This window comes from Methylocystis sp. IM3 (genome assembly GCF_038070105.1).
Taxonomy (GTDB): Bacteria; Pseudomonadota; Alphaproteobacteria; order Rhizobiales; family Beijerinckiaceae; genus Methylocystis.
The window spans coordinates 733,470-746,798 of record NZ_JBBPBZ010000002.1 but is presented as its reverse complement, the minus strand read 5'-3'; the positions used below and the strand labels follow the sequence as shown (position 1 = coordinate 746,798).

13 protein-coding genes are annotated in these 13,329 nt (G+C 63.7%); 4 read left to right on the top strand and 9 right to left on the bottom strand.

Going from position 1 to position 13,329, the window contains the following annotated elements; genetic code table 11:
- Window positions 1–7 precede the first annotated feature (7 nt).
- The 5 genes from WOC76_RS05405 to rfbB all read right to left on the bottom strand — a co-directional run bounded on the left by WOC76_RS05405 (window position 8) and on the right by rfbB (window position 5,307).
- On the bottom strand, window positions 8–1,951 hold the full coding sequence (locus WOC76_RS05405) for a PrkA family serine protein kinase (RefSeq protein ID WP_341387569.1): 1,944 nt from the start codon (window positions 1,949–1,951) through the stop codon (window positions 8–10).
- 284 nt (window positions 1,952–2,235) lie between these two features.
- Window positions 2,236–2,520 (bottom strand): hypothetical protein, encoded by a 285-nt coding sequence (locus WOC76_RS05400; protein ID WP_341108428.1) that lies wholly within the window; start codon window positions 2,518–2,520, stop codon window positions 2,236–2,238.
- 114 nt (window positions 2,521–2,634) lie between these two features.
- Window positions 2,635–3,519, bottom strand: coding sequence for a glucose-1-phosphate thymidylyltransferase RfbA (gene rfbA, locus WOC76_RS05395; RefSeq protein WP_341108430.1), 885 nt, complete (start codon window positions 3,517–3,519; stop codon window positions 2,635–2,637).
- Between the two features lie 154 nt (window positions 3,520–3,673).
- Window positions 3,674–4,228, bottom strand: a complete 555-nt coding sequence (gene rfbC, locus WOC76_RS05390; RefSeq protein WP_341108432.1) for a dTDP-4-dehydrorhamnose 3,5-epimerase — start codon at window positions 4,226–4,228, stop codon at window positions 3,674–3,676.
- Window positions 4,229–4,254: 26 nt separating this feature from the next.
- Window positions 4,255–5,307 (bottom strand): dTDP-glucose 4,6-dehydratase, encoded by a 1,053-nt coding sequence (gene rfbB / locus WOC76_RS05385; protein ID WP_341108435.1) that lies wholly within the window; start codon window positions 5,305–5,307, stop codon window positions 4,255–4,257.
- 316 nt (window positions 5,308–5,623) lie between these two features.
- Here rfbB and kdsA point away from each other — a divergent pair, with 316 nt between their 5' ends.
- A complete protein-coding gene (gene kdsA, locus WOC76_RS05380) occupies window positions 5,624–6,448 on the top strand; it encodes a 3-deoxy-8-phosphooctulonate synthase (RefSeq protein ID WP_341108846.1) in 825 nt (274 codons plus the stop codon).
- A gap of 16 nt (window positions 6,449–6,464) precedes the next feature.
- On the opposite strand, the gene WOC76_RS05375 is transcribed toward kdsA, so the two are convergent.
- From WOC76_RS05375 to WOC76_RS05360, 4 genes are all read right to left on the bottom strand, one after another.
- Window positions 6,465–7,109, bottom strand: coding sequence for a dienelactone hydrolase family protein (locus WOC76_RS05375; RefSeq protein ID WP_341108437.1), 645 nt, complete (start codon window positions 7,107–7,109; stop codon window positions 6,465–6,467).
- A 105-nt stretch (window positions 7,110–7,214) separates the two neighbouring features.
- Entirely contained in the window at window positions 7,215–7,808 is a 594-nt protein-coding gene (locus tag WOC76_RS05370; RefSeq protein ID WP_341108439.1) for a DUF1254 domain-containing protein, read from the bottom strand.
- On the bottom strand, window positions 7,799–8,344 hold the full coding sequence (locus tag WOC76_RS05365; protein ID WP_341431314.1) for a DUF1214 domain-containing protein: 546 nt from the start codon (window positions 8,342–8,344) through the stop codon (window positions 7,799–7,801). Before WOC76_RS05365 ends, WOC76_RS05370 begins: the two co-directional genes overlap by 10 nt.
- Before the next feature lie 55 nt (window positions 8,345–8,399).
- Entirely contained in the window at window positions 8,400–10,616 is a 2,217-nt protein-coding gene (locus WOC76_RS05360) for a transglycosylase domain-containing protein (RefSeq protein WP_341108441.1), read from the bottom strand.
- A gap of 143 nt (window positions 10,617–10,759) precedes the next feature.
- On the opposite strand from WOC76_RS05360, the gene WOC76_RS05355 reads away from it, so the two are divergent.
- From WOC76_RS05355 to WOC76_RS05345, 3 genes are all read left to right on the top strand, one after another.
- Complete coding sequence (locus tag WOC76_RS05355; RefSeq protein ID WP_341387567.1) at window positions 10,760–11,251, top strand: YcgN family cysteine cluster protein; 492 nt, start codon at window positions 10,760–10,762, stop codon at window positions 11,249–11,251.
- A 185-nt stretch (window positions 11,252–11,436) separates the two neighbouring features.
- The gene (locus WOC76_RS05350; RefSeq protein WP_341108444.1) at window positions 11,437–12,003 is read left to right on the top strand and encodes a hypothetical protein; all 567 of its coding nucleotides are present in this window, start codon (window positions 11,437–11,439) and stop codon (window positions 12,001–12,003) included.
- Window positions 11,897–13,288 (top strand): DNA-packaging protein, encoded by a 1,392-nt coding sequence (locus WOC76_RS05345; RefSeq protein ID WP_445730652.1) that lies wholly within the window; start codon window positions 11,897–11,899, stop codon window positions 13,286–13,288. Before WOC76_RS05350 ends, WOC76_RS05345 begins: the two co-directional genes overlap by 107 nt.
- Window positions 13,289–13,329 lie beyond the last annotated feature (41 nt).

Here is a 13,329-nt window from a genome sequence, read left to right as displayed (position 1 = left end):
TCGAGCGTCAGCCTGCCTGCTTCACGCGCATGTACCATTCGACGAGACGGCGGACTTGCCGCTCCGTGTAGCCGCGTGCAACCATGCGGCTGACGAATTCCCCGTGCTTGCTTTCGGTTTCGGTGTCTTTCTTTGTGCCGAAGCTGATAACCGGCAGAAGATCCTCAACCTGCGAAAACATCCGCTTTTCGATCACGTCGCGGATTTTCTCGTAGCTTGCCCAGGAGGGGTTGCGTCCCTTGTTGGAAGCCCGCCAGCGCAGCGCAAACTTCACGACCTCATTGCGGAAGTCTTTCGGATTGGCGATCCCGGCAGGCTTCTCGATCTTGGTCAATTCCTGATTCAGCAGCTCGCGATCGAGCATCTGTCCCGTATCGGGGTCCTTGAAGTCCTGATCCTCGATCCATGCGTCCGCGTAATCGATGTAGCGGTCGAAGAGATTCTGGCCATAGTCCTGGTAGGATTCGAGATAGGCTTTCTGGATCTCTTTGCCGATGAATTCTGCATACCGCGGCGCGAGCTCCGCCTTGATGAACTCTATGTAGCGTTTCTCGGTCTCCGGCGGCAGTTGCTCGCGCCGCAGGGCCTGTTCCAGCACATACATGAGATGGACCGGATCAGCCGCGACTTCGACCGTGTCGTGATTGAATGTCGCAGCGAGCACCTTGAAGGCAAAGCGCGTCGAGAGTCCCGTCATTCCCTCGTCCACGCCCGCAGCCTCGCGATATTCGAGGATGCTTCGCGCACGCGGGTCGACTTCACGCAGACTCTCCCCGTCATAGACGCGCATCTTGGAAAACAAATTCGAGTTTTCATGCGGCGCCAGCCGCGACAGGACGATGAAACGCGCCAGCATCTCGAGTGTGTTTGGCGCGCAGCTCGCATTGGCAAGCTCGGACTCCCGCAAGAGCTTCTCGTAGATCCGCTGCTCTTCGGTTACCCTGAGGCAATAGGGAACCTTGATCACATAGATTCGATCGATGAAGGCTTCATTGTTGCGGTTCGATTTGAAGCTCTGCCACTCCGCTTCGTTGGAATGGGCGAGGACAATGCCCGAGAACGGGATCGCCCCGATGTTCTCGGTGCCGATGTAATTACCCTCCTGCGTCGCCGTCAGCAGGGGATGCAGCATCTTGATCGGAGCCTTGAACATCTCGACGAATTCCAGAAGGCCCTGATTGGCGCGATTGAGGCCGCCTGAATAATTGTAAGCGTCCGGATCGGCCTGCGCATGCGCCTCGAGCTTGCGTATGTCGACCTTGCCGACAAGCGAGGAAATGTCCTGATTGTTCTCGTCGCCTGGCTCCGTCTTGGCGATTGCGATCTGGCGCAGACGTGACGGCGATATCTTGGCGACCTTGAAGCGCGTAATGTCGCCGCCGAACTCGTCGAGGCGCTTGAGGCACCATGGACTCATGACGCTGGTCAGCCTGCGCCGGGGGACGCCGTATTTCTCTTCGAGAATGGGTCCGGCCTCCACGTGGTCGAAAAGGCACAAGGGGCTTTCAAAGACGGGACTGAGTTCATTGCCCGCTTTGAGCACATAAATCGGATTTGCCTCCATCAACGCCTTGAGTCTCTCGGCGAGAGACGATTTGCCGCCGCCGACAGGTCCGAGCAGGTAGAGGATTTGCTTGCGCTCCTCGAGACCCTGCGCCGCATGGCGAAAGAAACTGACAATCCGTTCGATCGTCTCTTCCATCCCGTAAAATTCCGCAAAGGCGGGATAGACCCGGATAGTCCGGTTCATGAAAATACGACCGAGACGCGGGTCTCTCGATGTGTCGACGAGTTCAGGCTCGCCAATGGCGGCGAGGATCCGCTCAGCTGCGCTCGCATAGGTCTTGGGGTCATCACGGCACAGTTCGAGGTAGGTCTCGAGCGACATCTCGCTCGCCTGCCGCTCGCGGTAAAACTGTACGAAGTCAGCGAAGACGTCGGTGTTCGCCATAGGTTAAGGCCTCTCCTCCGAACGCGGCGACGCGCGTCCTGATAAGAGGTACCTGAGCAAGCGCGAACTGATTTCAATATCAGCAGCGATAAGTCACAAGGCCGGCCCACTCTTTCGCCGAGGTCGGAACAAGATTCGAAGATGAGAAAAGGACGGTGGCGGCGCAGGGCGCCGGTCAAGCGCACGCGGCGGACGGCCTTGGCCTGAGCCTCAACCCCGGCCGAAAGCAGGTTCGGCGAGACGCCGAACCTGCGAGGCGAACTACCTCAATGGTGGCAAATGCCTCAATAGTAGTAGCGGCTGCGGCGATAATAGCGGGGCCGCGGGGCGGTGGCGGCGCCAACGAGCGCGCCGCCCGCCGCGCCAATGGCGGCGCCGGCCAGGGTCGGGCCAGCCAAGCCCCCTGACGCCAGCGCGCCGATGCCTGCGCCGCCGAGACCGCCAATGATGCCGCCGCCAAGGGCGCGTTCGCCAGGCGTATAGCACCCATAAAGCGGCAATGCTGCTGTGAGGAGGGCCGCGACGAGAAAAACCTTTTTAACGGGGCGGCAGAGGGCGATGCTTTGCATGGGAGACCTTTGTAACGTCAATGGGGCGCGTCCGGCGGGAGCGCCGCCTTACACGCAACTGCAATGCAAAACAGAGATTTAAGCCCTTAAAATGGCGCGCCCCGGTAAAACGTGTCAGTCCGCCCTCGCCTCCCGCTCCTTTAGAATCTGCAGGAGATAGGCTCCATAACCGCTCTTGGCGAGGCGCGCCGCCGCCTCGCGCATGGCGCCCGCGTCGATCCAGCCTTGCGCAAACGCGATCTCCTCGAGGCAGGCCACGCGCTGCCCCTGTCGTTGTTCGATCGCTTGCACATATTGCGCGGCCTCGAGCAGCGACGCAGGCGTGCCCGTATCGAGCCACGCGAACCCGCGGCCGAGACGTTCGACAGCAAGCGCGCCCGCCTCCAGGTAAATGCGATTGAGGTCGGTAATTTCGAGTTCGCCGCGCGCCGACGGCCTCAGCGACGCCGCATAGTCCGGCGCGCGCCGGTCATAGAAATAAAGCCCTGTCACCGCCCAGTTCGATCTGGGCGCCGCGGGCTTTTCTTCGAGCGAGACCGCCTTTCCGGCGCCGTCGAACTCGACCACGCCATAGCGCTCGGGATCTCGGACATGATAGGCGAAAACAGTCGCGCCCTTCTCCCTGCCCCGCGCCGCTCTCAGCGCGCCGGTAAGCCCGTGGCCATAGAAAATGTTGTCGCCGAGCACGAGCGCCGAATTGTGTCCTTCGACGAAGGGCGCGCCTATGATATAGGCCTGCGCCAGCCCGTCAGGACGCGGTTGTTCGGCGTATGAAAGCGAGATGCCCCATTGGGCGCCCGAGCCGAGCAGGCGTTTGAACGACGGCAGATCCTCTGGCGTCGAGATTACAAGGATCTCTCGCGCCCCGGCGAGCATCAAGGCCGAGAGCGGGTAATACACCATCGGCTTGTCGTAGACCGGCAACAGCTGTTTCGACGCGGCGAGGGTCATGGGATGCAGCCTGGTGCCGGAACCGCCGGCGAGAACAATTCCACGCATATTTTTCCCTCAGCAATGGCCAAACGGCCGCTTGACGTCGAGACTGAGCGACAGCACCCCGTCTTGCAAGCGTGTGGCTATAAGAACCAATGGACTTTCAGCTGTCGAGCCGTCCGGCTCGAGGCTGGGGTCCGGTCGCCGGCGGCGCTCGCGCTCAGGCAAAGGCATCCGCGAGGTCGCACAGTCTTGGCCAATGCTTGTCCTTCTCCGAAAGCACAGGGCCGCTGGGCGGCGTGGGCCAATTTATGGCGAGGGCGGGATCGTCGAAAGCCACCCCGCGATCATGCGGCGCCGAATAGAACGCCGTGACCTTGTAGAGCACTTCCGTATCCGGTTCGAGCGTGACGAAGCCATGAGCAAAGCCCGCGGGGATGAAAAGCTGCCGCCAGTTCGCCGCAGAGAGCTCGACCGCCACATGCTCGCCAAAGGTCGGCGACGACCGCCTGATATCTACGGCGACGTCGAGAATGCGGCCGCGCACCACACGCACCAGCTTGTCCTGGGCGAAGGGCGGCGTCTGGAAATGCAGGCCGCGCAGCGTGCCGACAGGCGCCGAGAGCGAATGATTATCCTGGACGAAAGTGTAATCCAGCCCAGCGGCGCGCCAGTCCGATTGCTTGTAAACCTCGGAAAAGAAGCCTCGGGCGTCGCCATGCTTCCGTGGCGTGACGATCTTGACCGCAGGGATTCCGGTATCTTCGAACTGCATGAGAATATCTCACGTGATGGAGGCGGCTAGCCGATGCGGCCAAGCCTTTCGCCGCGGTATTTGCCCGATCGAATTGCTTGCCACCACGCCGGGTTGTCGAGATACCATTCCACGGTCCGCCGCAGGCCTGTTTCAAACGTCTCTTGAGGACGCCAACCCAACTCACGTTCTATTTTCGTGCAGTCGATCGCGTAGCGAAGGTCGTGGCCTGGGCGATCCTCGACGAAATTGATCAGCTGACGATAGGAGCCGTTCGCGCCGGGACGCAGGTCATCGAGAATATCGCAAATCGTGTGAACGACGTCGATGTTGCGCTTCTCGTTCCGCCCGCCGACATTGTAGGATTCTCCAACGACGCCCTTGCGCGCGACAAGCATCAGGGCGGCCGCGTGATCCTCGACAAAAAGCCAATCGCGCACATTTTCGCCGCGCCCGTAAACGGGAAGCGGCTTGCCTTCGATGGCATTGAGAATCATCAGCGGAATGAGCTTTTCGGGGAAGTGATAGGGACCGTAGTTATTCGAACAGTTTGTGACGATGGTCGGCAGCCCGTAGGTCTCCCGCCAGGCGCGAACAAGATGATCAGATCCGGCTTTCGACGCCGAATAGGGCGAATTCGGGGCGTAGGGCGTATCTTCGTGGAATAGTCCGTCCTCGCCCAGGGAGCCGAAAACCTCATCGGTCGAGATATGCATGAAACGGAACAGGGCGGCCTCGTTTTTCGGAAGCGCTCGCCAATATTCCAACGCGGCGTCGAGCATGGTGAATGTGCCGACGACATTTGTCCGGATGAAGTCCGCCGGTCCGTCGATCGAGCGGTCGACATGGCTTTCCGCCGCAAGATGCATGACGACGCTGGGCTTGAACTCGGCCAAGGCGCGCGCGACTGCGGCCCGGTCGCAGATATCCCCGCGCCGGAATGCGTAGCGGGGATCCTGCGCGATGGGCGCAAGGGAGTCGAGATTGCCGGCGTAGGTCAGCTTATCGAAAACAAGAATATTATCGTCTGACTCCAGTATGAAGCGCCGGGCGACCGCCGATCCGATAAATCCGGCGCCGCCCGTAATCAATATATTCATGCTCTACTTCTCCCGAGGCGCCCCCAAAAGACGAAAAGCCCAAGCTGCGCGCCTGCTACTAGCATTCGCCCCAGAAACAAACAAGCAGGCGGATATTGAGCTTCGCCATTCCCGGCCGGACCGCTTGCTGCGACTTGGGAGCATTCATGCGCAATCGGGAAAGAGGCGGGCGCATTGTTGACGCCTTGCTGGCGCGACGCTAGCTTCTGACGATGCGTCTATTCGGCAGAAGAAACCAAGCTCGCGACCCTGAGACTTGAAAACGCCAACCGACCGCGACGAGGCGCCGACAACCGAGCGCCTCACGCCACGCCACGTGACCGTCGGGAATGTCGTCTTCGGCAATGATCTGCCGCTGGCGCTCATCGCGGGCCCCTGTCAACTCGAGTCGCGGGATCACGCCTTCGAGTGCGCCGCGGCGCTCGTCGAAATGGCTACGGCTGCGGGCGTCAGGCTCGTCTACAAGACATCCTTCGACAAGGCGAACAGGACGTCATTGGCGGGCCAGCGCGGGCTCGGACTGGAGAAGGCGCTCACCATCCTCGCTGATCTCAAGACGCGTTTCAACATTCCGCTTCTGACCGATGTTCACACAGAGGCGCAATGTGCGCCGGCCGCCGAGGTCGTAGATATTCTGCAGGTTCCCGCCTTCCTTTCCCGGCAGACGGATTTGCTGTTGGCTGCCGGCGCGACGGGCGCCGCGGTCAATATCAAGAAGGGCCAGTTCATGGCTCCTTGGGATATTGCAAACGCGGCGGAGAAGGTCGCGAGCGTCGGCAACGATCGCATTCTCCTGACCGAGCGCGGGGTGAGTTTTGGATACAATACGCTCGTCGTCGACATGCGCGGCCTGCCGATCATGGCGCAGACGGGGTGGCCCGTGATTTTCGACGCCACTCATTCCGTGCAGCAGCCCGGCGGCAAGGGAGTCTCGTCGGGTGGCGACAGACGCATGGCGCCGGTTCTCGCCAGAGCGGCGACGGCCGTCGGCGTGGCCGGGATCTATGCCGAAACGCATCCCGACCCGGACCATGCGCCATCAGACGGACCGACGATGTTGCCGCTGCGCGCCATCCCTGAATTCATCGCGACGTTGCTCGCCTTCGACGCGGTGGCCAAGAAGCGCCCCTTGTCGTTTTAAGCGAAGCTGCTGGTCGTCAGCGTCGTTTTGTCAGATGCGTGACGAACCAGTCGCCCGCTTTCGACACCACATCCTCCAACGCGCCGGGCTCTTCGAAGAGATGCGTCGCGCCGGGCACAATCTCCAGGCGCGCCTCGCATGACATGAGAGAAAGCGCCTCACGATTGAGTTCGAGCACGTCGCGGTCGTCGCCGCCGACAAGCAGCAGCGTCGGCGCCCGTACGCGAGCCAAGGCCATGCCGGCGAGGTCGGGACGCCCGCCGCGAGAAACGACGGCCCCTATTTCAGGCTCTTGCGCCGCCGCCGACAAAGCGGCGGCCGCGCCGGTGCTCGCACCGAACAGACCCACTGGAAGGTCCCCGATTTCCGTCTGCGCCGCGCTCCAGCCGATCGCCTCGCGCACGCGCGCGGTGAGGAGGGGAATATCGAAGACATTGCTACGGTCCTGCGCCTCCGCCGGCCGAAGCAGATCGAACAGAAGGCAGGCGAACCCCCGTCCGGCAAGCTCTTCGGCGACGAAAATATTGCGTGGGCTCGAGCGTGACGAGCCGCTTCCATGGGCGAAAATGACCAGGGCCAGAGGATTTCGCGGCAAATAGAGAGCGCCAGGCAGACCATGCGGCCCGACGCGGACGTATCTGTGTTCGACGTCAAAAGACATGTTCGGGCTCCCCCGGACGCACGCTCGGATGAGCCCGCATGTAGGTCGCCGCTCAGGCGCGCCGAGCCGGGACTCGCGCAATTACAGACAGACGCCGAATGCCGCTCAATCCTTCGGCGGATCAAAACGCGTGCAATTCACGGCGTTGATCCGCTCACGGGCGCGCGCCTGATCGCCCGGGCGCTTTGCGAAAGCCCTGATGAGCACAAAGCCGCGCTTGGTCGGCGAGGTGAGGCGCACTTCCTGCGGCGGCGCTTCGTCGCTCATGCCTTGCAAGGCGTCGATCTGCCTTTCGTCGCCCACGACGATATCGATCTTTCCCTTGATGGCGGCGCGGTCCGTAATGGCGTGATAGAGCCGGCCGCCGCCGGAGTGAAAGGAGAAGGCCAGAAAATCATCGCCTTCCGCCGCCGTGGAGACGCGCAGAAGCCCCTTGGACAAATCGTAGACGCAAACGCCCTCCGCAAAGGCCGGGTCCTCGAAGGGCAGCCGCTCTGCGCCCGGCGCCGCAGGCGGAAGCGCGACGAGTTTTTCGGAAGGCGCTTCGGCCACGACTCTCAAGACTCGCGCATAGGCGGTGTTTGGCGCGACCGCGGGCATCAGCAACACCGAGACGAGGTGGACGATGCCGGCGATGAGCAGCGTCGCCGCCGCCCAGGGGAGATAATCGAAAAAGCGATCGGGGAGCGTCAGTCGCACGTGAGTTTCGCAATCTTTGGGAAGCTGCCTGGGTCGGGACGGGCGGCCGTGTCGAGCGGCGTGTCGTAGAGACGCAACAACAGCACGAATTTGCGCGCGTCGCCAGGCGAGAGCCAATTCCCGGCGCGCGCATTGCGGGCGATCGAGATGGCGAAAGAGCCCCCCTCGCGCCTCAATATTTCGGCAGAAGAAAAGCCGTAGCGGCGAGTTGGATTATCGACGAGAGCGCCATTCGGCGTCGCAAGCGACAATGTCCAGAAACGCGCCGCCGGAACCGGATCGGAGACAGAATATTCGCAGGCCCCGTCCAGCGGCGCGCCGTCCGAATCTTCCTCCGCCGTGAACACGAGCCCTTGATCGCGCGCCAGAGGCGCCTCACCCGAGCGCGCCACGACAGCACGCGCGTAAGGATCGACATCGGCGCCGCCGATGCTCGGCCAAGCCGTCCAGGGTCCCGCACGCAGGGCGCCAAAGCCATAACCCGAGTTCAGCGAGATCAGCGTCGCGAGAAGGCCGATGGCGAGCCCGCCGATCATGACGCCTCCCGCGCGGAAATACTTGGCATAAGGGCGGTTCAAGAGAGGAAACCCTTTATTTCGCTGCGCCTATGGTGGGAAAGCCGACGCCATTGCTTTCGGCGATCGTCGCCGGCGCCAGCATGCTCTGCTTGCCGGCGCCATTGGCCCTGGCTTTCTTCTCGATCGATTCCAGCGCCTGCACGGCCCCCTTGGTGAGCGTGGCAGGGCGCTGCGGGCCGCCGAGTTCGAGCGGCTTCACCGCGCCGCCATCGGCGGACGCGACGGCCGGCTTGGCTTCCGGCTTCAGTCCGACGATGGGCTTCAGCGGAATGCCCTGATGCGCGTAAGCCATCACATCGTGCCAGGTCCCCGCCGGCAGCGTGCCGCCCGTCATATTGTTCATCGGCTCGTTGTCGTCGTTTCCGTACCAGACGCAGCCCCCCATGGTTCCCGTATAGCCGCAGAACCAGGCGTCCTTGTAGCCGTTCGTCGTGCCCGTCTTGCCGATCACGTCGATCCCCTCGCCCAGAATGGCGCGCTTGCCGGTTCCCTCCTCGACGACCTTCTTCATCATGGTCGCAAGGTCGACGACCTTCTCGAGCGGCAGAACCTGCTTTTGCGGGGGCGCGTCGCGGTCGTGGCGATAGAGGAGATCGCCCTGCCGGTTGCGGATTTCGACGGCCGCATAGGGAACCGTCCGCTTGCCGCCATTCACGAAGGCGGCATAGGCGGCGGAATGTTCGAGAAGGATCACGTCGCTCTGGCCGACGGGCAGCGAGGGCGTGTCTTCGAGAGGCGTGCTGATGCCGAGCTTGCGGCATGTCTCGATGATCTTGGCGCGGCCCTCGCGCGCATTGCCGTTGCCGATCGCGATGGACAATTGGATCGCGACGGTGTTGAGCGAACGCGCCAGCGCCATGGCGAGCGGCATGGAGCCAGCATAGCCGCCGCTGTAGTTGTGAACGCAATAGTTGCCGATGCAGGTCGGCCTGTCGGTGACGGTTGTCGTCGGCTTGAATTTCCCCGACATCAGCGCGGTGAGATAGACATAGGGCTTGAAGGAAGAGCCGGGCTGGCGGGAGCCGTCGGTCGCGCGGTTGAACTGGCTCGCGCCATAGTCCCGCCCGCCGATGATGGCGCGGAGCGCGCCGTCGGGCTCCATCACGACCATCGCCGACTGCTTGACGTGGAACGAACGGCCCTGCTCGCGCAGGTTCTTCTCGATCACTTCCTCGGCGCGCTTCTGCACATTCGAGTCGAGCGAGGTCCGCACCGTCAGGACGCGGTTGTCGCCCAGCTTGCCCGCCGCCGATAGCTTGCGGATTTCGCCATAGGCGTAATCGAGGAACCAGTCGGGACTGTCCTCGCGCTGGCGGTCCACGGGCGTCGCCGGGCTTCTCTGCGCAGCGAGAATCTGGCTTTCGCTCATGAAGCCCGCATCGACGAGATTGTTCAAAACGTCATTGGCGCGGGCGCGCGCCGCGGGCAGATTGTTGTGCGGGGCGTATTTCGTCGGCGCCTTGAACAGGCCCGCGAGCATGGCCGCCTCGGCGAGCGTGACGTCCTTGACGGATTTCCCGAAGTAGAACTCAGCCGCCGCCTGAATGCCGAAGGCGCCGCCGCCCATGTAGACGCGGTCGAGGTAGAGCTGGAGGATCTCGCGCTTGGTGAGATGATGCTCGAGCCAAAGCGCCAGAAAGGCCTCGTTGATCTTGCGGGTGATCGTGCGCTCGTTCGACAGGAACAGATTTTTGGCAAGCTGCTGCGTGATCGAGGAGCCGCCCTGCACGACGCCCGACGAACGGGCGTTGACCGTCAGCGCGCGCAGCGTGCCAATGACGTCGATGCCGAAATGCTCGTAGAACCGACGATCCTCGGTGGCGAGCACGGCCTTGATGAGATAATCTGGATATTCTTCGAGCGGCACGGCGTCGTCGTGCTTGATGCCGCGCTGGCCGACCTCGTTCCCATAGCGGTCGAGAAAGGTCACCGCGAGATCGGTCCGCTTCAGCCAGTCGCCCTCGGTCGTCATCTGGAAGGCCGAGCCGGCCAGCGCGACCAGGACAATAAGGCCGCCGAGGCCGAGCGTCAGGCCCTCGCAGGCGAGCTCCACCGCCACGCGGGCGAAGCCCGAGACGTGGAACCGCTCCATGAAGGCCGAGTAATTTTCATAAAGCTCGCGCGTGCGGCGGCCGCTGTCGAACATGCTGGAGTCGATGAGCGCATCGGCCGACAGCAGGATGCGCCTGATGCGCTTGATGAAAGGCGATGACCAGAAACGCTCGAACAAGGCTCGTGAACTCCCCGGTCGCCGGGCTCATGGCCCGGACGCACAAGTTTAGCACCTTTTAAACCATCTTGACGACGCCCGGCGACCCGCGCATTGCGGTTATGGTTTCCGTCGGGCGGCGGGACAGCCGTGATGGAAGAAAAATGGCGGAAAAAAAAGGCGAAAGCGGCGCAGCGGCTCCCTTCTGGGAAAAGCCTCTCTCGGAATTGACCCGATCGCAATGGGAAAAGCTCTGCGACGGCTGCGGACGCTGCTGTCTGGTCAAGCTCGAGGACGAGGACACGGGCGCGATCCACCACACGAGCATCGCCTGCAAGATGCTCGACCACGACAGCTGCCTGTGCAGCGACTATGCGAACCGCCGCGACCATGTGCCGGACTGCATCCGCCTTACGCTGAAGAAGCTGCAGGACATCGCCTGGCTGCCGCCCACCTGCGCCTATGTGCTGCGCAATGAAGGAAAGCCCCTGCCCCCCTGGCACCCGCTGATTTCCGGCGATCCCGAAAGCGTCCACCGGGCCGGCGTGTCGGTCCGCGGCAAGGTCGAGGCGAGCGAGGAGGAGGTCGAGGACGAGGACACGCCCGACTTCATCCGCCTCTGGCCGAAACGCTGGCCAAAGAAGGCCCGCTATTAGCCAGCAGGCTGAATTTTTTCCTTATGATGGATTTTATTCCTTGACAGCGCCCCGCTGCCAAGCTAGAGATAAGACATGCTCCACAATTGCGCTTGGGCGGCGGGGCAAGTTCGCCACTGACGAGGCGCGGGCTTCGCGCTCGCCGGCAGTAAGCGCCTCGCCGCACATGAAGCGCCCTCCCCCGGATGGGCGCTCCCACAGAAAAGGCGCGGCTCGCGCCATGGCTCGCCATGCAGAAAAAGACCTCCCCCGCCGCTCGCGCGAAGATCGCGCAGGCGCGACTGCTCTATGACGCAGCCGCGCCGATCTCGGAGATCCTCGATCTCCTCGGCATGAGCGTTGCGCAGTTTCGGCGCTTCAGGGACGAAAACGGCTGGCCGCTGCGCGCCTCCCCCTGTGCGCGGAAGGCCGGGCCGCCCGCCACGCCGGCGCCCGGCCCAGCGGCCGATCCGGGCCGTCTCATCCTGCGGCTCGAGGAAGCGGTCGAGCGCGAATTCGCCCGCGCCGAGACCGCTCTCGAAAAACAGGCGCCGAAAACCCTCGAAGCGAGCGCCCGCACGATCGCGACGCTCGTGAAGGCCCTCGCCGAACTGAAACGCATGCGGCGCGACGCCGATGCGCAAAGGGGCAATGCAACGAGCGACGATGACGACAGAGACGACAGCGCCGATCCGCCCCGAGAATTGGCCGAACTCCGCGCGGAGCTTGCTCGACGCCTTGAGCGCCTGCGCGGCGAAGGGCCGCCTGGATGAGGCGCTCGGGGATTTCAGCCGCCGCGAACTGGCCGCGCTTCTGCGCGACTGGGAATTCGTCGCCCGCAAGGACCAGTGGCCGCCGGACCTCGCGCCGGACGGCGACCCCTGGCGGGTCTGGCTCATTCTCGGGGGGCGCGGAGCCGGCAAGACGCGCGCCGGCGCGGAATGGGTGAAGGCGCTGGCGCTCGGACGCGCGCAATTCGCCGTCCGCCCGGCGGCGCGCATCGCGCTCATCGGCGAAACCGCCGCCGACGTGCGCGACGTGATGATCGAGGGCGTGTCCGGCCTTCTTGCCGTGCACGACAAGCGCGACCGGCCCCGGTGGGAAAGCTCGCGCCGCCGGCTTCTGTGGGACACAGGCGCCGTCGCCCAGGCTTTTTCGGCCGAAGACCCGGAAAGCCTGCGCGGCCCGCAGTTCCACGCCGCCTGGTGCGACGAACTCGCCAAATGGCGCTATGCGAGGGAGACATGGGACATGCTGCAATTCGGCCTGCGTCTCGGCGACTGGCCGCGCCAGCTCGTGACGACGACGCCGCGCCCGACGCCCATTCTCAAGGAATTGCTCGCGCATCCGAAGACCGCCGTGACGCGGGCCCTGACGCGCGAGAACGCCGCCAATCTCGCGCCCTCCTTTCTCGAAAGCGTCGTCGCGCAATATGCCGGCACGCGGCTCGGGCGCCAGGAGCTCGACGGCGAGATCATCGAGGAGCGCCGGGACGCGCTCTGGACCCGCGACATGATGGAGGCCACGCGCGTCGCCGCCGCGCCGGCGTTGTCGCGCATCGTCGTCGCCGTCGATCCGCCGGCGAGCTCGGGCAAGCGCGCCGATAACTGCGGCATCGTCGCCGCTGGCGAGGATGCGGCGGGGCTCGTCTATGTGCTCGGCGATCAGACCCTCGCGGCCGCCCGGCCGGCGCAATGGGCGCAAGCGGCGATCGCGCTCTATCACAGGCTTTCCGCCGACGCGCTCATCGCCGAAGTGAACCAGGGCGGTGAAATGGTGCGCGCCGTACTGAACGAAGCGGACCCCGCCGCGCCCGTGACCATGGTGCGCGCCACGCGCGGCAAATATCTGCGCGCCGCGCCGGTGGCGCAGCTCTATGAGCAGGGCCGGGTCCGACATGTCGGCGCCTTTCCCGCGCTCGAAGACGAAATGTGCGACTTCGGCCTCGACGGCCTCTCTTCCGGCCGCTCGCCCGACCGCCTCGACGCGCTGGTCTGGGCGGTGAGCGCCCTTGCCCTGACGCCCAAGGCGCCCGAGCCGCGCATGCGGCGCATGTAACCCCTTTAGTTTATCGCCGCCCCCCGCCTCTTCCTTTCAGG